This window comes from Arthrobacter sp. MW3 TE3886, from assembly GCF_041262145.1.
Lineage (GTDB): Bacteria > Actinomycetota > Actinomycetes > Actinomycetales > Micrococcaceae > Arthrobacter.
This window is the reverse complement of sequence record NZ_JBGCAN010000001.1, coordinates 4,234,239-4,253,963: the sequence shown is the minus strand read 5'-3', so window position 1 is coordinate 4,253,963 and position 19,725 is coordinate 4,234,239. Positions and strand designations below refer to the sequence as shown.

Sequence of the window (19,725 nt, the reverse complement as noted above, 5' to 3'; positions counted from 1 at the left end):
CATGCACAGACGCAGCGGCACGGGGTATTCCGGCATCCCGGCATGGATTTACGCCATCGCGGCGGCGGGGGCACTCTTCGTCCTGCTGCCCCTGGTGGCGATGGTGGCCAGGGTCAACTGGTCCCAGTTCATCCCGCTGGTCACCTCCGAATCCTCACTGACCGCCCTGGGCCTGAGCCTGCGGACCTCCGCGGCGAGCACGGCCGCCTGCATCGTCCTTGGCGTGCCGCTGGCACTCATCCTGGCCCGGAGCCCGTTCCCGGGCCAGCGCCTGCTCCGGGCCTTCGTCCTGCTGCCACTGGTCCTGCCTCCCGTGGTGGGAGGCATCGCCCTGCTCTACACCTTCGGCCGCCAAGGACTCCTGGGCAAAAGCCTGGAGCTGGCCGGAATCCAGATCGCCTTCTCCACCACCGCCGTCGTCCTCGCGCAGACGTACGTTGCGCTGCCGTTCCTGGTGGTCAGCCTCGAAGGCGCCCTGCGCACCGCCGGCAACAAGTACGAGGCGGTCGCCGCGACCCTCGGGGCCCGCCCGGGCACCGTGCTGCGCCGGGTGACCATCCCGCTGGTGCTGCCCGGGTTGGCCTCCGGCGCCGTCCTGTCCTTCGCCCGCAGCCTGGGCGAATTCGGCGCCACCCTGACCTTCGCCGGCAGCCTGCAGGGCGTCACCCGCACCCTCCCGCTGGAGATCTATTTGCAGCGCGAAACCGACGCCGACGCCGCCGTCGCCCTCTCCCTCCTGCTGGTCGCCGTGGCGGTGGCCGTCGTCGGGCTCTCCTACCGGCGCCCGCGCCTTGGCGTGGCACCGGAAGGGGCGGTCCGGTGACCTTTCAGCTGGACGCAACCCTGGCCGCACGGCGTTTCGAGGTCTCCCTCAGACTCGGCCCGGCCGAGACAATCGCCGTCCTCGGGCCCAACGGGGCCGGCAAATCGACGCTGCTCTCGATCATTTCGGGCCTGCTGCGCCCCGACGCCGGCAAGGCCACGATCGGCGAAAAGGTCCTTTTCGACCTGGGCGCGGACACCAACATCTGGCGCGCCCCGCACACCCGGGGCACGGCGCTGCTGGCCCAGGAAGCCCTCCTGTTTCCACACCTCAGCGCACTGGACAACGTCGCGTTCGGGCCGCGCAGCGCCGGCGCCTCCAGCGCCGCGGCCCGCGACACGGCCATGCACTGGCTCACCGAAGTCGACGCCGACTCCCTCGCCTCGCGGCGCCCCGGACAGCTCTCCGGCGGACAGGCCCAGCGTGTGGCCGTGGCCCGCGCCCTCGCCGCCGACCCAGCCCTGCTGCTCCTCGACGAGCCCATGGCCGCGCTCGACATCCATGCCGCCCCACTGCTCCGCCGGCTCCTCAAACGCGTCCTCGCCGGCCGCCGCGCCATCATCATCACCCACGACATCCTCGACGCCCTCATGCTGGCCGACAGGGTGATCGTCCTCGAGGACGGCCGGATCACGGAACAAGGCCCCACCCGCGAAGTCCTCGAAAAACCGCGCAGCCGGTTCGCCGCCGGCCTGGCCGGGCTGAACCTGGTGGCCGGCACCGTCAGCGACGCCGGCGTGACCACCGCCCAGGGGATGGTCGTCGCGGGCCAGCGGGACGGCACCATCGAGCCCGGGCAGGACGGCGTAGCGGTCTTTCCGCCCTCCGCGGTATCGGTGTTCCTCACCGAAGAGCACGGCAGCCCGCGAAACTCATTCCAGGTGATCATCACGGACCTGGAGCCGCACGGCGATCAGATCCGGGTCCGTGCAGGACGGCTCTCCGCCGACATCACCCCGGCCGCGTCAGCCGACCTCGGCCTTACCCCCGGAATGAGCGTCTACTTCGTCATCAAGGCCGCCGCCATCGCGATCTACCCGGCCTAGGGAGCTTCCGGACGTTCCGATCGGCGGAGTAGTCTCGGTGCCGGGTGCTGCCGGCGCCGAGCGATTTTAGAGCCGATTCTGAGAGAAGGGAAGGCCATGCCCGGACAGTATGTGGCGACATCGACCATCACCATCGAGGCGCCCGCGAGCCGCGTATGGTCCGTGATCACCGATCCCGGCGCCGCCAGGGAGTTCATGTTCGGCACCGAACTCGTGACCGACTGGACGGTGGGCGGAACCATCCTGTGGCGGGGCACCTGGGACGGCAAGGAGTACGAGGACAGGGGCAGCATCCTTGAGTTTGAGCCCGGTCGGCGGCTGGTCGTTACGCACTTCAGTCCGCTGAGCGGCCAGGAGGATGCGCCCGAGAACTACCACACGCTCACCTGGACGCTCGAGGACCGGGCCGGCGCCACGCAACTGACGCTCGCCCAGGACAACAACGCCAGTGCCGAGGAAGCCGACCACTCCAAGGGCATGTGGGACAGCCTGGTAAAGAGCGTGAAAGGAATCGCGGAGCGGGAAGAGCCAGGGCGCGATTAGGCCGTACGGCGGCAGAGTGCCTACAGCAGGCTTGCCGCGATGTCCCTCCCGATCCTCTGCAGCAGGGCGGCGGAAAGTCCGGGGTCTTTGGAGGAGTCCTGGTCGGTGTACTCGGCCAGGGTGTAGACCCGGGTGAGCGCCAGTTCGGACCACCGTTCCCGGGGGAGGAGGGAACGGCCGGCCACCGCGATGATCGGGCGGGTTCCGGACCTCCGGGCGACGGCGGCGGGAAGTTTTCCGGCGAGGGTCTGTTCGTCGATGCTGCCTTCGCCGGTGATGACGACGTCGCAGCTGTCCCTGCGGTTGTTGAAATCGAGCAGGTCCAGGAAGTAGTCGGCGCCCGAGACCTGCTTTGCGCCCAGCAGCAGGCAGGCGAAGCCGATCCCGCCGGCGCTTCCGGCACCCTCGCGCCGCGCAAGTGCGGCCGCATCCTCGAACCCGGCGTCCGTCATCTTGGCGACGAGGTGCTCCAGCCCGTGCTCGAGTGCCGCAATGTCCTGGGGTCCGGCGCCCTTTTGGGGTCCGAAGACCGCCGGCGCGCCGTCGGCCCCGAGCAGCGGATTGTGGACATCGCTGGCGACCACGAGCTCCGTCCCGTCCAGTTCCGGGAACCTGGTCCGGCGGATGGTGTGGATCTGCGCCAGGGACTGTCCGCTGCCGTAGAGCTGCCGGCCATCGGCGTCGTGGAAGCTGTAGCCCAGGGCGGTGAGCATTCCCATGCCGCCGTCGGTGCTGGCACTTCCGCCCAGCGCCAGCACGATCCTGGCCGGGTTCAGGCTGAGGGCCAACAGGACCGCCTCCCCAAAGCCCCGGCTGGAGGACACCAAGGGTTCCAGCTGGCCCTCCGGCAGGAGCGCCAGGCCGCAGGTGTTGGCGACCTCGACGACGGCGGTGGTGCCGTCGTACGCGATGCCGGCCCGGACGGGCTGGCCGGTGGGCCCGGTGACGGTGTGGCGGTGCCGGGTGAAGCCGGCGGCGACGGCGGCATCCACACTGCCGTCCCCGCCGTCGGCCAGCGGAAGCAGCTCGCAGTGGACCGCGGCGGCCCCGCCGGTGGAGCCTGCTCCGGCGCGGAGCCCTGCGGCCAGGGCATCGGCCACCTCGCCGGCCGTGAGGCTGCCTTTGAACTTGTCCGGCGCAATGAGGGTCCGCACGGTTTTCGGGGCGGTGGTGTTGAACATGTCAGATGGTTTCCGAGTAGGCGGGGCGGCGGTTGTCCTGGGCCGTCGGGGCGTCCTCGGCGGGTTCCGCGTGCCCCGGGTGGCTGTCCATGGACGGGTGGCCGTGGTCGGTGAGGTCAGCAGCGATATCCGTGAACTCGTCCAGTGGGGTCGGGTCCTCGCTGGGCAGGGGCTCAACAGCTTCGCCGTTGAAGACGCGGCGGACGCGGTCCGCGTCCAGGGTGTGGTCCCACCAGGCGATGAACAAGGTGGCGACGGCGTTGCCGGTGAAGTTCACCAGGGCCCGGCACTCGGACATGAACTTATCGATGCCGAAGATGAGCATGATGCCGGCGGCCGGGATGGTGCCGAGCGTGGCCAGGGTGGCGGTCAGGGCGATGAAGCCGCCGCCCGCGACGCCCGCGGCGCCCTTGGAGGTGAGCAGCATGACCGCGATGAGGCCCAGCTGCTGGCCGATGGTCAGGTTCGTGTTGGTGGCCTGGGCGATGTAGACGGCTGCCAGGGACAGATAGATGGCGGCTCCGTCGAGGTTGAAGCTGTAGCCGGTGGGGACCACGAGCCCGACCGTTTCCTTCTTCACACCGGCGTGCTCGAGCTTGCGCATCAGGCCCGGCAGGGCCGGTTCGGCAGTGGAGGTGCCCAGGATGAGCAGGTATTCCTCCTTGAGGTGGCGGATCATTTTGAAGATGTTCAGCTTCAGGAAGGCCATGACGGATCCGAGGACCACGACGACGAACAGGATCGAGGTGGCGTAGAAGAGGGCGATCAGCCCGCCCATGCTGGAAAGGGAGGAGACGCCGTACTTGCCGACGGCGAAGGCCATCGCGCCGAACGCGCCCAGCGGGGCGGCCTTCATGATGAAGCCCAGGATTTTGAACATGACCCCGGTGAGGCGCTGGACGCCGTCGAGGACGGGCGCTCCGACCTTGCCCATGGCGTTCAGGGCGATGCCGAAGATCACGGCGATGAAGATGATCTGGAGGATGTCGCCTTCCACGAAGGGCGCGACGATGCTGGTGGGGATGATGTGGGTCAGGAACTGCCACCATTCCTGGTGCGCGCCGGCGTCGATGAGTTTGGCTGCGGAGTCCGTCGTCTTGATCGCGCTGGCGTCTGCGTTGACGCCGTCGCCGAGGCGGAAGATGTTGATGGCGACCAGGCCGAAGAGCAGGGCAAAGATCGTGCCGACCTGGAAATACGTCAGGGCCTTCAGTCCGGTCATGCCGACCTTTTTCAGATCGGCGACGCTGGCGATGCCGCCGACGATGGTCAGGAACACGATCGGGCCGATCAGCATTCTCATGGCGTTGACGAAGGTGGTGCCGATCGGCTCCATGGCGATGCCCGCGGCCGGGGCCAGCCAGCCCACCAGAATGCCGAGGACGATGCCGGTTAATACCCAGAAGTACAGCTGCCTGTACCAGCGTTTCTTGGGGGCAGGGATTTCCGTGCCCGCGGTGGTGATGTGTCCCATGATTCCTACCTCATTGTGGAATGTCTCTGGAGATGCTTTTAAGTGTGGGGTTTGCACGGGGCGGGTGCCAGTTGGGCGCAGCCGCCCCGTGCGGTGGTATAGCGTTCGACGGCGGCCGCGCGGCCGGCGTCGTCTGTTTCAGTGCCGTCGTCCGTCTTAGTGCGCCGCAGCGCTAGACGGTGGCCAGGGTGCGGGCGAGGGCCTCGATGATGGCGTCGGTGACGTCCGCGGTGGTGGCGTCGCCGCCGACGTCGCGGGTCAGGTGGCCGGTGCCGGTTGCCTCTTCGATGGCGGCCTCGATGCGGCGGGCTTCCTCGTGCAGACCGAAGTGGTCCAGCATCAGGGCTGCGCTGGCGATCGCGCCGATCGGGTTGCTGATGCCCTTGCCCGCGATGTCCGGGGCCGAGCCGTGGACCGGTTCGAACATGGACGGGAAGCGGCGCTCCGGGTTCAGGTTTGCGCTGGCGGCCAGGCCGAGGCTGCCGGCCAGGGCCGAGCCGAGGTCGGAGAGGATGTCGGCGTTGAGGTTGGAGGCGACGACGACGGAGAGGTCCTCGGGGTGCAGGATGAACTTGGCGCTCATCGCGTCGACCAGGACGCTCTCGGTGGCGACATCCGGGTAGTCCAGGGCAACACGCTGGAAGGTTTCGTCCCAGAGGACCATGCCGTACTGCTGGGCGTTGGACTTGGTGACCGACGAGACCTTCTTCACCGTGCGGGTCCGGGCGAGATCGAACGCGAAGCGCATGATGCGCTCGCAGCCCTTCTCGGTGAACAGCGCGGTCTGCAGGGCCACCTCGTTGCCGGGGCCACGGCCGCTGAGGTTGCGCCCGCCGAGGCCGGCGTACTCGCCTTCGCTGTTTTCGCGGACCACAATCCAGTCGAGCTCGGTGGTGTCGGCCTTGCGCAGCGGGGACTGGACGCCCGGGAGGAACTTCACCGGGCGGATGTTCGCCCATTGGTCAAAGTTCTGGGTGATCTTCAGGCGCAGGCCCCAGAGGCTGATGTGGTCCGGGACGTTTTCCCAGCCGACGGCGCCGAAGTAGATGGCGTCGAAGTCCTTGAGGGTGTCCAGTCCGTCGGGGTCCATCATCTGGCCGGTTTTGGCGTAGTACTCGCAGCCCCACGGGAACTCGGTCCATTCGAAGGCGAACTTGCCGCCGGAATTCTGTGCCAGGGCGTCCAGGACCCGGCGTCCGGCGGAGACGACTTCCTTGCCGACCCCGTCGGCGGGGATTGAAGCGATGCTGAATTTCTGGGTGGCGCTCATGTGCCTACCTCCTCATTGAGTGTGTTAGCAGCGTCACACTGCCTTCCTCTTCAAGTAGACGGGCCGGCACCACCTGCCGTCCAAGACCAAGATCCGATCCGCTAGATAGGTTCAGCCTATTGATGAGGCGCCCGGGGGAGGCGTGTCTGTCTTTCCTTGCGGTGGCGGGGCCGCGTGCAGCCGCGCCACCGCCAGGAAGGACCGGGCTGCGGGGGTCAGGTCGTCCCTCCGGCTGAGAACGGCAACATCCAGGTAGGACACGGGTTCGATCAGCAGCGTCCGCAGCCCTGATTTGTGCGCCAGGGGCGCCCACGACGACGGCATCACGGCGTGGCCGACCCCGGCCAGGACCAACGGCAGTATCGAGGTCCGGTGGGCGACCTCGACGACGATCTCGGCGTCGATCCCCCGTGCCAGGGCGTCGTCCACAAGCCACCGCATCAGCGAACCGCGCTGGCTCGCGACCAGACGGTGGCCGGCCAGCTCCTCGCGTTGGATGGTTGTTGCGGCGCCGAACGTATCGGACTGGGGATTGACGAGAAGGATCAGCGGCTGGCGATCGAGCTCCAGCACCTCAACGCCGGGAACCTTGATGGGCGTGGGGGATCCTGCCAGCCCGATCTCCGTGCTGCCGCTTCGGACAGACTCGATGACGTCCTCCGGAGTGAAGGCGGCGCTGACATTGAGCCTGACCAGGGGATGCGCCCGCGTGAAGGCGGCGATCATCGATGACAGCGGCTCGATCCCGGGCGAGGGCATCGTGACGATGTCCAGCCGTCCGCTGCGCAGCCCCCGCACCGACTGCACCGCAGACTGCGCCGCATCGAGGTTGCGCATCACGAGCCGGGCCGGCCCGATCAGCTCCTTGCCCGCCTCCGTGAGCACCGCCCGCCGCCCGATCCGGTGGAACAGCGGCACGCCCAGCTCCTTCTCGAGGGCGGCGATGGTTTGCGAGAGGGATGGCTGGGCGATGAGAAGGTGCTCCGCCGCCCGGCTGAACCCGTCGTGGTCAACAACAGCCAGAAAATACTTCAGCTTTCGGGTGTCCACGCTGGCTCCTTCACCGGTTGGGCGCTTGGCGGTTGCCGTGCGTCCGCCTGATCGATGAGTCCGAGCCTATTTCCTGCCGACGGTCCGGATGAGCATTTGTTCCACATCCGAGGCAAAGAACGCTATCGCCGCCCGCGCCGCCCGCGCCGGCCGCCGCCCGCCGTCGTCCGCGCCGGATCACGCAACCCGGCGCTACGGCAGCCGGGACGGGCGCAGCAGCGTGGGGACGCCGGCCTGTCCGGGGTCGAGCGGCACGGGGCTGACCAGCACGGCCGGCCCGCGGCTCAGGAGGCCGGTCGAAAGGGGCTGGCAGCGCACGCCTCCCCGGCCGCGCATGGCGGCGTGCGCGCCCGGGGCAAGCATCCGGTCCATCCAGGCACAGGGGTGGGCTGGCCGTCCGGCCCGGATCCGGACCACGTCCCCCCTCGATTCGAGCGCGAACTCTTCGCCGAGCAGGGGAGCGAGGTGGGCGCCCCGGAGGACCACATTCCGCCGGGTCGGGAGCGGGTCAAAGGGTCCGGTTCCCAGCTCCTCGGCCATCGCCTCGAGGGCCTCGATCGAGAGGAGGGTGACGGCGGCGTCCATGTGCGCGGCCTTGCCGAAGAACCGGTCGCCGACGATGCCCTTGCCGGCCACGAGTTCGACTTGTTCCGCGTCCGTCGTGGGGACCTGCGCCGCACCATCGCGGGCGCGGCCGAAGTAGGCGTGCGCCGGCGAGACGAGGAGGTGCAGGATCTCGACGTCGTACCTGTAGCTTGCCGTCATGCCCTAAAACTATCCTCCCATCGTGGCGTTGGGGCGCGTCGATGGTCCCGGGTACGGCGGCCGCGTGCATGTGTGCCGGCTGTGGCGCGCGAAGTCGCCGGAAACCCTCGGGCTCGCCGGAACCTTGCGGCTACCTCGCAGGCTTCCGGCGAACCCGGCGGGGCCTTACGCCTAGTGCCGCGGCGTCAGCCATGCCGGCTCAGGGTACGAGCACGATCTTCCCTTTCGCCGCGGTGCTTTCCAGCAGCTCATGGGCGCGACGAACGTCGGAAATTGGCAGGCGCTCGGCGACCACCGGGTGAATCTGGCCGCGGCGAAGCATCTCGAGCAGGGCGAAGAAGTCTGCCCTGAACCAGTCCTGGTGATGGATGCGCAACTTCTGGATCCGGTAGGACAGCACTTTTCGGCGGGGTGACAGCCAGCCCCAGAGCGCGACGCTCCCCGTTGCCGCGTACCAGGCGATCACGCCCGGCCAGTTCTTGCGCCCCTGCGCGATCGTGGCGTAGCGGCCAAACACAACGAGCCGACCGCCGGGCCGCAGTGCGCGGAAGGAGCGCAGCGACAACGGCCCACCGATCCCGTCGAGGGCAATGTCGACGCCGTCGCCGGTGAGCCCGCGCACTCGGGCCAGGAAATCCTCGTTCTGATAGTCGATCGCCACCGCGCCCAGCCGCGCCACTGCGGCGCGGTCCGCGCCGGCGGCGGTCCCGTAGAGGCGGAGGCGGGCCAGTGTTCCGAGCTCGAGGATAGCGGTGCCCACCCTGCCGGCCGCGCCGTGAACCAGAACGCTCTCCCCGGGCTTCGCCTGGGCCGTCCGGTGCAGCAGCTGGTAAGCGGTCATATAGGGGAAGACGAGGCTCACGACCTCGGCCGGGTCGAGGTCCTCAGGCACCTCCACCGCGTATGCCTCCGGTACGCAGACGAGTTCGGCGTTGGCGCCCCACACCGTCAGCGCGCCGATCCGGTCTCCGACCCGTACCCGCGAGCAACCGGGCCCGATCTCATCGACGATGCCGACGAACTCGTAGCCGGGCGTGAAGGGCGGCTTCGGTCCGCCGAGGTAGGTGCCGGCGCGCAACTGTGCGTCGGTGAAAGAGACCCCCGAGGCCAGGACCCTGACGCGGACTTCGCCCGGGCCGGGCCGGGGATCCTCGACCTCCACCACCTGCAGGACCTCGGGGCCGCCGAAGCGGTCGATCACCACACGCTTCATGGGCTCACTCTACGCTCGGCACCCGCTCCGCACACCGGTCTCTTGGCGCCCGGCGCCGGGTCTCGTCTGGGCCGTTTCCCGACCTATTGACACCCCCGAACCGCCGGACTATTCTACAACCAAATGGTTGTAGATCAGCTCCGAGCCCAGCTCAACGACGAAGAACTCGACCGCCTGTTCCAGGCGTTCGCCGACACGACCCGCCGGGATATCGTGCGCCGGGTGACGGTGGGCGAGTACTCGGTCTCCGGGCTCGCTGCCTTCTATGCCATGAGTTTCGCGGCCGTCCAGAAGCATGTGGCGGTCCTGGAACGCGCTTCCCTTGTCTCCAAGGAAAAGCGGGGGAGGGAGCAGATTGTGCGGGCCAACCACGATGGGCTGCAGCGGGCCCGCCGGCTGCTCGACGAGTACGAGGTCATCTGGCGGCAGCGGGCGGAGCGGATCGCAGACCTGCTCGCCGAAACGGCCGCCCCCGAATCAGGCAACACAAACCAGCAAGGCAACACGCAAGGCAGGAACCAGCAAGCTGAAGGTTAGGAAGGGTTCGTCATGACGGTTATCAGTTCAGTCAAGAATCTCGAGGCGCTGAGCCTCACCGTGGTCGCCGAGTTCGACGCCGGCGTGGAGCGAGTCTGGCAAGTCTGGGAGGACCCGCGCCAGCTCGAGCGCTGGTGGGGCCCGCCCACCTGGCCGGCCACCTTCGAGAAGCACGAGTTCGTCCCGGGCGGCGAGGCCAGCTACTACATGACGGGACCCGAGGGGGAGAAGGCCCGCGGCTGGTGGCGGTTCGTGACCATCAACGCCCCGCACCGCCTGGAGTTCGATGACGGCTTCGCGGACGACAACGGCGACCCCGTGGCCGACATGGGCACCATTCACGGTGTTGTGACGCTGGAGCCAATCGGCGGCCGCACCCGAATGACCATCCTGTCCACCTTCGAGGCCGAGGAACAGATGGAGCAGATCGTCGCCATGGGCATGGAAGAAGGCATGAAGGGGGCACTCGGCCAGGTCGACGCGATCCTCGCCGAGTCCGTCAACGCCTGACCTGCAACGCAAGACGACGGCGGCGGGAATCTGCCGCCGTCGTCCTTTGGCCCTATTCAGCCCGCCGCGTGCGGCGTTAGGATGCCATGTGACTTTCACCCACGGTTACGCGGCCAACAGCGACCTCCGGATGTACTACGAGGTCCATGGTCACCCGCGGGTCGGCGAGCCTCCGCTGTTGCTGATTCCTGGCGGAGGCTCGAGCATCGAGACCAACTTCGCCGGCCTCATCCCCGCGCTGCTGGCCGAGAGCCTGCAGGTGATCGCCGTCGAAGAGGAAGGCCACGGCCGGACCGCGGCTACCGGCCGGCCGCTCACCGCCGAAAACTCGGCCGGGGACGTCAAAGCCGTGCTCGATGAGCTCAACGTGGACTCCGTGGATGTGCTCGGGTTCAGCGCCGGGGGCCACACTGCGCTTGCGCTGGCCATGAGGCATCCGTCCATGGTGCGTTGCCTGATTGCCGCCTCAACCTTCGTCAGCCGCGACGCTGTAGGCGACGAGTTCTGGGAGGGGATGGAGAAGGCAACCCTCGATGAGATGCCGGAGGCGTACCGGTCCGCGGACCGCCGGCTCAATCCGGAGCCCGGACACCTCGAGCGGATGTTCGAACTCGACCGCCAGCGGATCATGACCTTCCCCGGCTGGCCGGACGAGGATCTGCGCCGCATCACGGCCCGCACCCTGGTGCTGAGCGCCGACCGCGACGTCGTCAGCGCTGAACACGCCGTGCGGATGTCACGGGTCATTCCCGGGGCGCGCCTGATGATCGTGCCCGGCAGCCACGGCGACTACCTCGGCGAGCTGGCCGCCAGCGGGGGCGACCTGCGGGCCATGCGGACCACTCTCCCGTACCTGCTGCGGTTCCTGGAGGAGTAGCCGACAGCTAGGACGGTGCCGGCGCGGAGGTCCAGTGCTGCCGGTGCAGCCGCTCGAAGCCGTCCAGGAGCAGATCGAGGGCGAACTCGAACTCGAACTGGTCATCGCATCCCTGTCCCACCACGGAGTCCTGGTGCGCGGAGGCGGTGGCGACCTTCAGGATGTTCGGATACCGCTCGGCCATCTCCTGGAACATGGCCGCCTGGGCCTCCGGCGGAAGGGCGGCCAGTCCCGCGGCGTTCCCGTCGGCGGAGTCGTCGAACAGTTCCTGGGTGAACCCCCACATGCGGCTGCCGAGGGCGTGCATGACGTGATGGGTCAGGTCCACGGAGAAACCTCCGGCCAGGAACATGCCGATGAACGAGTCCATATAGCCAAGGACCGCGGGCGTTTTGTTCGTGCGCGATTCCAGCACTTGCCGTGCCCACGGATGCCGCAGCAGTGCCCCCCGCGCCGAGAGCACCCTCAGGCGCACGGCGTCCTTCCAGCCGGCGTCGCGGACGGGAGGATCGATCTCGCTGACAAGGGCGTCCACCATGCCGTCGAGGAGTTCCTCCTTGTTGGCCACGTGCTTGTAGAGCGCCATCGGCACGACGCCGAGTTCCTGCGCCAGCCGGCGCATGCTCAGCGCCTCGATCCCCACGTGATCGGCCAGCTGGACGGCGGCAGCCAGGACGCGGTCCCGGCTCAACGGGATCCGGCGCGTTCGCTCCGCTTGCTGGGTCATCCGGCCACCTTTCCCTAACGGTTCCCCATTGACAAGTGTACGCCGTACACCTAACGTTGCCGCATCAGGTGTACGCCGTACACCCCGGCCCATGTACCACCGCCTCCAGCCATCCCAGCCAAGGACCACGCCGTGACAACACACGCCAGCACCGCCCCCGTCCCCCGTGTCCGCCGCCGCCCCCAGTGGCCGGTGCCCGCCGGATTGATCCTTCTCAGCCTCATCCCGGTGATCGCGGGCGCGGCGCGGCTGACGGAACTGACCGGCGGTGCCGCCATCACCGCCCAGAACGCCCGGTTCTTCGCCTCGCCGGTGCCCGTGGTGACGCACATCCTCAGTGTCACCACCTACAGCCTGCTCGGGGCGTTCCAGTTCCTCCCCTCGCTGCGGGGCCGCCGCGGCTGGCACCGCATCGCCGGCCGCATCCTCGCGCCCGCGGGCCTGCTGGCCGCCCTGTCCGGCCTGTGGATGGCAGTCTTCTATCCGCTGCCGCCCGGGGACGGCCCGGCGCTGTTGGTGCTGCGGCTGGTCTTCGGCTCGGCCATGGCGGCGAGCATTGTCCTGGGAGTCGTGGCGGTGGTGCGCCGGGACTTTGTACGGCACGGCGCGTGGATGACCCGTGGCTACGCGATCGGCGTCGCCGCGGGAACGCAGGCGCTAACGGGGCTGCCGTGGATCCTGCTAGTGGGCCCGCCTGACGAACCGACCCGGGCGGTGCTCCTGGGGGCAGCCTGGGTGATCAACGTTGCGGTGGCCGAGTACGTCATCCACCGGCGCGCCAGGCGGACCGTGCGGGTGCCCGCCGTCGCCGTCCCCGGGCCCGCCGCCGTCGTCGAAGTCGCCGGAAGCGTGCCGGATCGCCGTACTGTTCCGGCGAAGCGGGCAGCTTCCGGCGAGGTGGAGTCCGGGCGGCTAGACTCACGCGCATGACGATTGTGGATGATCAGGGCCGCCCGGAGCCTCCCCTTGCCGCCGACGAAACCGCGACCCTCCTGGGATTCCTGGACTATCAGCGGGCCACGCTGGCGTGGAAATGCGCCGGACTGGACGCGGCCGGGCTTCGTGGCCACCACCGCCGCCTCATCGATGACCCTGGGCGGGCTCCTGAAGCACATGGCCTATGTGGAGAGCGAATGGTTCTCCCGGTCCCTGCACGCCCGGGACCGCGAGGCCCCGTTCGCCGCCGTGGATTGGAAGGCCGACCCGGACTGGGAGTGGCATTCCGCCGCCGGGGACACCCCGGACCAGCTGCGCACCCTGTGGCAGGACGCCGTGGACCGGTCCCGGGCCAGCGTCGCGGAGGCCCTGGCCACCGGTGGCCTGGACCAATTGGCCCGACGCCCGTGGCCGGACGGTTCGGCACCGAGCCTGCGCTGGATCCTGTGCCACATGATCGAGGAGTATGCCCGGCACAACGGCCACGCCGACCTCCTCCGCGAGGCCGTGGACGGCGAAACGGGGGAGTAGGCGGCAGGCGGGTCGACGCTTCCACCCGTTGCGCTATCAGTCCTGGCGGTTATCAACGCCGAATGACGACCAGGACTGATCGCGCAACGAGGTTGGGCAGGGCGGATTAGTAGGCCTTGACTCGCTGTTCGACGACGAGGTGGACCAGGGCGAACACACGGTCCCGGTCGATGGCGGCCAACGCAGCCTCGAGGGCGGCCGGCACGTCCTTGTCCTCGGTGACTGTGATGCCGAAACCGCCGAACGCCCGGGCCATCATGCCGAAGTCGGGGTTCTTCAGCTGCGTCCCCGATACCCGGGACGGGTAGTGGCGTTCCTGGTGGGTGCGGATGGTGCCGTATTCCTGGTTGTCCATCACGATGATCAGCGGCGTGGCTCCGTACTGGGCGGCCGTGGCGAGCTCCTGGCCGTTCATCAGGAATTCCCCGTCGCCGGCGATGGTGACCACCCGGCGCTCGGGGTTGGCCAGCGAGGCGGCGATCGCCGAGGGCACCGAGTACCCCATGGAACCGTTCCGGGCGCTGATCATCGAGGCGTAGCGCCGGGTGGGGAAGTAGCGGTGCGCCCAGTTGGTGTGCTCGCCCGCCCCGAATGTCACGAGGGCATCCTCCGGCAGCAGGGGGACGAGGTTCGCCATCAGGGTGTCCATCTTCGCGGGCCCCTCGCCGGGGGTCGACGGCGGCAGGCTGGCGAAGGAGCGCTGCTCGGCGCGCATTCGGGCCGTCCACGCCTTCCACTGCTGACTGACGGGCAGGTCGATGTTGACCAGATCCCGGACGAAGGCGTCCGGCTTGGCCAGGATCTGGCGGGAGACCGGACCGGAGCGGCCGCGCAGCGAGGGATCGATGGTGACGAGGAAGTTGTTCTTGTTCCAGTCCTGCCGGCAGACAAAGCCGTCCGTGATCACGTCCCCGGGGATTGTCCCGACAAAGACGAGCAGGTCGGTTTCCTCCAGGAGGTCATAGGTGGGGCGGGGCCGGCCGTAGCCGATCGGCCCCACATAGCTGGGGGAGTCGAAGGAGACGGTTCCCTGCGTGCGCCACTCCGCCGCGGCCGGGATGTGGTGCTTTTCGAGCCAGCCGGTCAGCTCCGAGGCCGCTTCCTGGGTCCAGTCGTTGCCGCCGGTGACAAAGAGCGGCTTCTTGGACTGGGCCAGGGCCTCGGCCAGGGCACCGGCATCGGTGCTGCTCATGCCGCCCGCGGCCACCGGGATGGCCGGGTGCAGGGCCGGATCAATGGGGACCCGGATGATGTCCTCCGGCAGGCCGACCACCACGGGGCCGGGACGGCCGCTCATGGCCGCGAACATTGCCTCCGCGACGATTTCGGAGGCCCGCTCGGGGTGGTCGAGGACCATCACGCGTTTGGCGCCCGTGTCGAACCACGCCTTGATGTCGAACTCCTGGAACGCCTCGCGGTCCCGGTGCGCGAACGGAATCAGTCCGACGAAGAGCAGCATCGGGGTGGAGTCCTGCCACGCGGTGTGCAGGCCCACGTGGGCGTTCGCCGCCCCGGGGCCGCGGGTGACCATGGCGACGCCGGGGCGCTGGTTCATCTTGCCGTCGGCCTCGGCCATGTAGGCGGCGCCGCCCTCATGGCGGCAGACCACGGTCTCGATCTCAGAGTCGTGCAGCCCGTCGAGCACGTCCAGGAAGCTTTCCCCCGGGACAACAAAGGTGCGTTCGACCCCGTGCGCCACGAGAGAATCAACAATTACGTGGCCGGCGGACTTGAGCGTCTTGCCCGGGTGGAGGAGGTCGCCGTCGGAGGGCTTCGTGTCAGTTACGGTCATGGTTGCTGTGAACTCCGTTGTCATCACTACTGGTTTTCTGGCTTGTTGGGATGGGACAGTTCCGCCGGGCACGGCGGGAGGGTGGCGGATTGCTAGTCGGTTTCAGGCCCGGTACAGAAGAAGCAGCCGTCTTCGCAACTGTCGTTCGACGCCGGCGGGTTGCCTTCGTTTGCGGCTGGCGGGTGGCGCTCCTGCAGAGTGCCGGGGCGGCCGTGACTCAGCGGGTTTTGTGGCTTCATGGAGGCTTTCAGGTTGTATGTCGGGCTGGGGGACGGGTCGGCGCCCGAATGTTCGATGAGCGAGGTTCGATTAGTGGATTGGGGTTCGGTTGGCCAGCACGGGCGCGGCGCCCGTGAAACCGTCGCGGGTTTCGGCGATGTCGTGGATCTGTTTCCGGCAGGCGTACCAGCCGCCTACCATCAGCGCGCAGGCTACCAGGGTCACCAGCAGCGTGAGCGGGGAGTCGATGAAGACCATGACGAGCACGCCGAGCAGGAACACCAGGGAGAGGTACCCGGTGTAGGGGGCGCCGAACATCCGGAAAGAGGGGCGCTCGAGCCAGCCTCTGTCTGCCCACCGTTTGAGCTGGATCTGGCAGAGCACGATGGTCGCCCAGGTGACGACGATGCCTACGGAGGCGACGTTCAGGACGATCTCGAATGCCTGGCCGGGGACGAGGTAGTTCAGCGGGACCCCGAGGAGGGAGACGCCGGCGGTGATGGCGATGCCGCCGTAGGGGACGCCGGCCTTGTTCATCCGCTGGGCGAACTTCGGGGCCGATCCGGCCACCGACATGGAGCGCAGGATGCGGCCGGTGGAGTACAGGCCGGCGTTCAGAGAGGACAGGGCGGCCGTGAGGACCACGAGGTTCATGATGACGTCCACGCCCTGGATGCCGATGGATCCGAAGAACGTCACAAACGGGCTGACGCCTTTTTCGTACGAGGTGTAAGGCAGCAGCAGGGCGAGCAGAATGACCGAGCCGACGTAGAAGACGGCGATGCGGAAAACTACGGAGTTGATGGCCTTGGGCATGATCCTTTCGGGGTTTTCGGTTTCGCCGGCGGCGGTGCCGATCAGTTCGATCGAGGCGTAGGCGAACAGCACGCCCTGCATGAGGATGATCATGGGCAGCAGGCCGTTGGGGAAGATGCCGCCGTTGTCGGAGATGAGGCTGAAGCCGACTTCCTGGCCGTCCACGGGGGTGCCGAACATGACGAAGTAGGCGCCGACCAGCAGGAACGCGACAAGGGCTGCGACTTTGATGAGGGCGAACCAGAACTCGAGTTCGCCGAACACCTTGACGGAGGCGAGGTTGAGGCAGAGGACCACGATGAGGGCGATCAGCGCCCACGCCCACTGCGGTACGGCCCCCATCCAGGGGATGTATTTGCCGAAGAAGTTCATGTAGAGGGCCGCGGCGGTGATGTCCACGACGGTGGTGGTGGCCCAGTTGATCCAATAGAACCAGCCGGAGATGAATGCGGCCTTCTCTCCGTAGAATTCGCGGGCGTAGGACACGAACGATCCGGACGAGGGCCGGTGCAGCACCAGTTCTCCCAGGGCGCGCAGGATGAGAAACGCGAAGAAGCCGCAGACGGCGTAGGCGATGACCAGCGAGGGGCCGGCCGCGTTGAGCCGGCCGCCGGCGCCCAGGAACAGGCCGGTTCCGATGGCGCCGCCGATGGCGATCATCTGGATCTGCCGGGGCTTCAGGCTTTTGTGGTAGCCCGAGTCCTCCGCGTGGATCGTGGCATCCGAAGCGTGGGCGTGGCCTCCATCGGCCTGGTACAAACCAACCTCGTCATTGGGGTTGTTGGACATGGGTGTTCCTTTCGATCTGTCAGAGATCTAAATGGGGTATTGGAGGGAGATTGTGGGGACAGCCAGGCGTCAGATCAGAAGATCGACCACCCTGTCCGGTCGGACAAGTCAGCGAGAGCCGCCGTGCCTGCCAGGGAATTTCCTTTGGAATCCAGCCGCGGGCTCCAGACGCAGATGACGCACTCGCCGGGGACGACGGCCAGGATTCCGCCGCCCACACCGCTTTTCCCTGGAAGTCCCACGCGGTAGGCAAACTCGCCGGCTGCGTCATACATGCCGCAGGTCAGCATGATGGAGCCAATGCGCTTGGCCTCGCTCCTGGAGATCACCGCGCCTTGCGTTCCGCGACCATCCTGCGCGAGGAAAAGGCCCGCCTTGGCCACCTCCACGCAGGTCATCATGATTGAGCATTGTCTGACGTAGTTCTCGACCACTGCCTGTGCGGGCCGCCGCAGGTTGCCGAATTCCTTCAGGAAGTGAGCGAGGGCCAGGTTACGGCTGCTGCTGGCGAGTTCACTCCTTGCGGCTATCTCGTCGATGAACGGGCCCGGTTGACCTACCTGGCCGGTGAGGAAGCGCAGGACCTGAGCGGCGGCGTCGGGAGATCTTTCCATCAGGTGGTCGGTGACCACCAGGGCGCCCGAATTGATGAAGGGGTTCCGTGGGATTCCGTGCTCGACTTCAAGCTGGACGAGCGAGTTGAAGGACGTCCCTGACGGCTCGCGAAGGACCCTGGACCACAACGCGCCGGAGTCGTCGGCGCTGAGCGCCATCGCCAGGGTGAAGACCTTGGAGATGCTCTGGATCGAGAACGGAAGATCGGCGTCGCCGGAACTGAACACGTCCCCGGAGGTCGTGGCAACCGCGATGCCGAAACGGTCGAACGGCGGGGACTGCAGGTGAGGAATGTTTGCGGGAACTGACCCCGCATCCGTCCGGGGCCGGTGGCTGCGGACAATGTCATCCAGTACCAGGCCAAGCGGGGGCGAATCGAGTGCTGTCATCATTTCTTGCCCAGGTGCTCCTTCTGCGTGCCGGCCCACTCCTGAACATGAAGCAGGGCGACCAATGAATCGCGGGGATTGCTGAAGGTCAGCCCGGTAACCCGGCTGACCTTGTTTATCCGGTAATAGACGGTGTTCTTATGCAGCTGCATGCGCTTCGCGCACTCGGCCACGTCCAGGGACGCGTCGAAGAATGCACGCAGGGTCTCGGCCAGTTCCGCATCATCGCGAAGGAGAGCCCAGAGGCTGCGGTGCCGGAACGCCGCCGTCGTGAAGTTCTCCACAGCGTCGTGGAAGAGGATCTCTGCCTCGAAGTCGTCCACGGTGGCCACCGGGGCTTCGCCGGACAGGCGCATACACCCCAGCAGCGCTTCGGATATTCCGGTCACGGAATGGATCGAGAGCAGATCGGGGACAACGGGTCCGACGGCGGCAAAGGGGCTGATGCCGAGGTGCTTGTTGGCATCTCTCACGATTGCCTGGGCCAGGCTCCGCAGCCCGGCCTCGGTGTTGGCGGATTGGAGCCCGGGAATGACCACGGCGGTGTCGCCGTGAAACTGTCCCACGATGGCTGACGGTTTGTAGGCGGCCGCGTGGATCGAGGCGAGGTTGGCCAGTTCCCCATGTTTGAGGGCGGCGTCGTCTTCCTGGGCTTCACGTGCCGACAGGCCAAGCAGGATCAGGGCCGCGGGACGGTCCGCGGGGATCTTCTCGCTGTGCGCGCTCGCCGCAGCCTCGGCAGGACCCGAAAGAAGGCGTGCAATCCGGTCCTCGCGCATGTGCACGGACTGCTGGTTGCGGTAGCGGATCAGTTCGGCGGAGGCCCGCGCGGCTGATCCGGTGAGGACGTAGTCGACGTCGTCACCGAAGCCGGCCCCGGTTTCCTGAAGCCAGATGTAGCCCATGATGCGGTTGCCGGCGAACAGGGTGATGGCGACGCGTTCCCGCAGGCCGTCCTGGGGCCGGGCGGCAACCCGTACCGGCAGGCGGGTCCGGTGCAGCTCGCGGTAGGCGCCAAGGTCCTTGAGCAGGAGTTCGTATTTGCGCGGACCGCGCCGGGCCAGGATGGAGGCCTTGCGGAGCTCGTCAATGGCATTGGAGACCGTGGAGTACGCCAGGACCTTGTTGGCGGCATCCTCGATCACCACGTGGCTGGAGGTCAGGCGGGCCGTGGTCTGGGCGATGGCGAAGAGGTCTTCTTCGAGAAGGGTCAGCACTTCGCGCTGGTAGCTGGGCGGCTGGATCCGGTCCTTGGCGATGGACAGCAGACGGTCCCAGTCCGCGGCCGGATCCACCAGCAGCAGGCCGGTTCCGGCGGCTCGCAGCAGCTCTTCGGCTTCCGCCAGTTCCCCGCGACTTCCCTTGACGGCGAGCACCAGGGGAGGGTTCTTCAGGAGGCGCCGCACTGCCGGCAACGCGGAGCGTCCGCGAACGCCGATCAGCAGGACGAATGCGGTCCCGCCGTCGGCGGTCTCGTCGTCGGCGTCGACGATCACAAATCGCTCGATCGCCGCATCCGTGCGGGACGGCCGGAGCATGAGGCTGGCGAAACCCAGCGGGAGATCCGCGAGGATGTGGTCCACCGTAGCTGCGGCCATGGGCTTCCTTCTGACATTGGCACC

General features: G+C 67.7%; 18 protein-coding genes and 1 pseudogene. 8 read left to right on the top strand and 11 right to left on the bottom strand.

Annotation, left to right across the window (positions count from 1 at the left end; translation table 11 throughout):
- Position 1 precedes the first annotated feature (1 nt).
- The 3 genes from ABH915_RS19395 (at position 2) to ABH915_RS19385 (ending at position 2,412) form a co-directional block, all read left to right on the top strand.
- Positions 2 to 823 (top strand): ABC transporter permease, encoded by an 822-nt coding sequence (locus tag ABH915_RS19395; protein WP_370124411.1) that lies wholly within the window; start codon positions 2 to 4, stop codon positions 821 to 823.
- On the top strand, positions 820 to 1,869 hold the full coding sequence (locus ABH915_RS19390) for a sulfate/molybdate ABC transporter ATP-binding protein (RefSeq protein WP_370124409.1): 1,050 nt from the start codon (positions 820 to 822) through the stop codon (positions 1,867 to 1,869). Before ABH915_RS19395 ends, ABH915_RS19390 begins: the two co-directional genes overlap by 4 nt.
- 96 nt (positions 1,870 to 1,965) lie before the next feature.
- Positions 1,966 to 2,412, top strand: a complete 447-nt coding sequence (locus tag ABH915_RS19385) for an SRPBCC domain-containing protein (RefSeq protein WP_370124407.1) — start codon at positions 1,966 to 1,968, stop codon at positions 2,410 to 2,412.
- A 20-nt stretch (positions 2,413 to 2,432) separates the two neighbouring features.
- Here ABH915_RS19385 and ABH915_RS19380 read toward each other — a convergent pair whose 3' ends face one another.
- The 6 genes from ABH915_RS19380 to ABH915_RS19355 all read right to left on the bottom strand — a co-directional run bounded on the left by ABH915_RS19380 (position 2,433) and on the right by ABH915_RS19355 (position 9,365).
- Positions 2,433 to 3,593 (bottom strand): glycerate kinase, encoded by a 1,161-nt coding sequence (locus ABH915_RS19380; RefSeq protein WP_370124405.1) that lies wholly within the window; start codon positions 3,591 to 3,593, stop codon positions 2,433 to 2,435.
- 1 nt (position 3,594) lies between these two features.
- The gene (dctA, locus tag ABH915_RS19375) at positions 3,595 to 5,067 is read right to left on the bottom strand and encodes a C4-dicarboxylate transporter DctA (RefSeq protein ID WP_370124403.1); all 1,473 of its coding nucleotides are present in this window, start codon (positions 5,065 to 5,067) and stop codon (positions 3,595 to 3,597) included.
- A gap of 172 nt (positions 5,068 to 5,239) precedes the next feature.
- Positions 5,240 to 6,337, bottom strand: a complete 1,098-nt coding sequence (locus tag ABH915_RS19370; RefSeq protein WP_370124401.1) for a tartrate dehydrogenase — start codon at positions 6,335 to 6,337, stop codon at positions 5,240 to 5,242.
- A gap of 111 nt (positions 6,338 to 6,448) precedes the next feature.
- A complete protein-coding gene (locus ABH915_RS19365; RefSeq protein WP_370124399.1) occupies positions 6,449 to 7,387 on the bottom strand; it encodes a LysR family transcriptional regulator in 939 nt (312 codons plus the stop codon).
- A 192-nt stretch (positions 7,388 to 7,579) separates the two neighbouring features.
- The gene (locus ABH915_RS19360) at positions 7,580 to 8,152 is read right to left on the bottom strand and encodes an MOSC domain-containing protein (RefSeq protein ID WP_370124397.1); all 573 of its coding nucleotides are present in this window, start codon (positions 8,150 to 8,152) and stop codon (positions 7,580 to 7,582) included.
- Positions 8,153 to 8,351: 199 nt separating this feature from the next.
- Positions 8,352 to 9,365, bottom strand: coding sequence for a medium chain dehydrogenase/reductase family protein (locus tag ABH915_RS19355; protein ID WP_370124395.1), 1,014 nt, complete (start codon positions 9,363 to 9,365; stop codon positions 8,352 to 8,354).
- A gap of 123 nt (positions 9,366 to 9,488) precedes the next feature.
- Between ABH915_RS19355 and ABH915_RS19350 the strand changes: the two genes are divergently transcribed.
- The 3 genes from ABH915_RS19350 to ABH915_RS19340 all read left to right on the top strand — a co-directional run bounded on the left by ABH915_RS19350 (position 9,489) and on the right by ABH915_RS19340 (position 11,289).
- Complete coding sequence (locus tag ABH915_RS19350) at positions 9,489 to 9,902, top strand: ArsR/SmtB family transcription factor (protein WP_370124393.1); 414 nt, start codon at positions 9,489 to 9,491, stop codon at positions 9,900 to 9,902.
- A 12-nt stretch (positions 9,903 to 9,914) separates the two neighbouring features.
- Complete coding sequence (locus ABH915_RS19345) at positions 9,915 to 10,412, top strand: SRPBCC domain-containing protein (RefSeq protein WP_370124391.1); 498 nt, start codon at positions 9,915 to 9,917, stop codon at positions 10,410 to 10,412.
- 88 nt (positions 10,413 to 10,500) lie between these two features.
- Positions 10,501 to 11,289: an alpha/beta fold hydrolase gene (locus ABH915_RS19340; RefSeq protein WP_370124389.1), complete on the top strand. Its 789-nt coding sequence runs from the start codon at positions 10,501 to 10,503 to the stop codon at positions 11,287 to 11,289.
- Positions 11,290 to 11,296: 7 nt separating this feature from the next.
- Here the strand turns inward: ABH915_RS19340 and ABH915_RS19335 are convergent, their stop codons facing one another.
- Positions 11,297 to 12,016 carry a TetR/AcrR family transcriptional regulator gene (locus ABH915_RS19335; protein ID WP_370124387.1) on the bottom strand — a complete coding sequence of 240 codons (720 nt, stop codon included), beginning with the start codon at positions 12,014 to 12,016 and terminating at the stop codon, positions 11,297 to 11,299.
- A gap of 132 nt (positions 12,017 to 12,148) precedes the next feature.
- Here ABH915_RS19335 and ABH915_RS19330 point away from each other — a divergent pair, with 132 nt between their 5' ends.
- Together ABH915_RS19330 and ABH915_RS19325 are read left to right on the top strand one after the other, a co-directional pair.
- Entirely contained in the window at positions 12,149 to 12,946 is a 798-nt protein-coding gene (locus tag ABH915_RS19330; protein ID WP_370124385.1) for a DUF2306 domain-containing protein, read from the top strand.
- Positions 12,943 to 13,483 (top strand): annotated as a pseudogene (locus tag ABH915_RS19325) (DinB family protein). Before ABH915_RS19330 ends, ABH915_RS19325 begins: the two are co-directional and overlap by 4 nt.
- A 106-nt stretch (positions 13,484 to 13,589) precedes the next feature.
- Here ABH915_RS19325 and ABH915_RS19320 read toward each other — a convergent pair.
- From ABH915_RS19320 to ABH915_RS19305, 4 genes are all read right to left on the bottom strand, one after another.
- Complete coding sequence (locus ABH915_RS19320; protein WP_370124383.1) at positions 13,590 to 15,275, bottom strand: thiamine pyrophosphate-dependent enzyme; 1,686 nt, start codon at positions 15,273 to 15,275, stop codon at positions 13,590 to 13,592.
- A 309-nt stretch (positions 15,276 to 15,584) separates the two neighbouring features.
- Entirely contained in the window at positions 15,585 to 17,099 is a 1,515-nt protein-coding gene (locus ABH915_RS19315; protein WP_370124381.1) for an amino acid permease, read from the bottom strand.
- A gap of 74 nt (positions 17,100 to 17,173) precedes the next feature.
- Positions 17,174 to 18,106 carry a glutaminase gene (locus ABH915_RS19310; RefSeq protein ID WP_370124379.1) on the bottom strand — a complete coding sequence of 311 codons (933 nt, stop codon included), beginning with the start codon at positions 18,104 to 18,106 and terminating at the stop codon, positions 17,174 to 17,176.
- Positions 18,103 to 19,701: a PucR family transcriptional regulator gene (locus ABH915_RS19305; RefSeq protein WP_370124377.1), complete on the bottom strand. Its 1,599-nt coding sequence runs from the start codon at positions 19,699 to 19,701 to the stop codon at positions 18,103 to 18,105. The genes ABH915_RS19310 and ABH915_RS19305 overlap by 4 nt, the downstream gene beginning before the upstream one ends.
- Positions 19,702 to 19,725 lie beyond the last annotated feature (24 nt).

What these genes read in the sequence shown, in the direction of transcription:
- ABH915_RS19395 (WP_370124411.1), top strand. Translation starts at nt 2, where the DNA reads ATGCACAGACGCAGCGGCACGGGGTATTCCGGCATCCCGGCATGGATT.
- ABH915_RS19385 (WP_370124407.1), top strand. Translation starts at nt 1,966, where the DNA reads ATGCCCGGACAGTATGTGGCGACATCGACCATCACCATCGAGGCGCCC.
- ABH915_RS19380 (WP_370124405.1), bottom strand. Translation starts at nt 3,593, where the DNA reads ATGTTCAACACCACCGCCCCGAAAACCGTGCGGACCCTCATTGCGCCG.
- dctA (WP_370124403.1), bottom strand. Translation starts at nt 5,067, where the DNA reads ATGGGACACATCACCACCGCGGGCACGGAAATCCCTGCCCCCAAGAAA.
- ABH915_RS19370 (WP_370124401.1), bottom strand. Translation starts at nt 6,337, where the DNA reads ATGAGCGCCACCCAGAAATTCAGCATCGCTTCAATCCCCGCCGACGGG.
- ABH915_RS19360 (WP_370124397.1), bottom strand. Translation starts at nt 8,152, where the DNA reads ATGACGGCAAGCTACAGGTACGACGTCGAGATCCTGCACCTCCTCGTC.
- ABH915_RS19355 (WP_370124395.1), bottom strand. Translation starts at nt 9,365, where the DNA reads ATGAAGCGTGTGGTGATCGACCGCTTCGGCGGCCCCGAGGTCCTGCAG.
- ABH915_RS19350 (WP_370124393.1), top strand. Translation starts at nt 9,489, where the DNA reads ATGGTTGTAGATCAGCTCCGAGCCCAGCTCAACGACGAAGAACTCGAC.
- ABH915_RS19345 (WP_370124391.1), top strand. Translation starts at nt 9,915, where the DNA reads ATGACGGTTATCAGTTCAGTCAAGAATCTCGAGGCGCTGAGCCTCACC.
- ABH915_RS19335 (WP_370124387.1), bottom strand. Translation starts at nt 12,016, where the DNA reads ATGACCCAGCAAGCGGAGCGAACGCGCCGGATCCCGTTGAGCCGGGAC.
- ABH915_RS19320 (WP_370124383.1), bottom strand. Translation starts at nt 15,275, where the DNA reads ATGACCGTAACTGACACGAAGCCCTCCGACGGCGACCTCCTCCACCCG.
- ABH915_RS19315 (WP_370124381.1), bottom strand. Translation starts at nt 17,099, where the DNA reads ATGTCCAACAACCCCAATGACGAGGTTGGTTTGTACCAGGCCGATGGA.
- ABH915_RS19310 (WP_370124379.1), bottom strand. Translation starts at nt 18,106, where the DNA reads ATGATGACAGCACTCGATTCGCCCCCGCTTGGCCTGGTACTGGATGAC.
- ABH915_RS19305 (WP_370124377.1), bottom strand. Translation starts at nt 19,701, where the DNA reads ATGGCCGCAGCTACGGTGGACCACATCCTCGCGGATCTCCCGCTGGGT.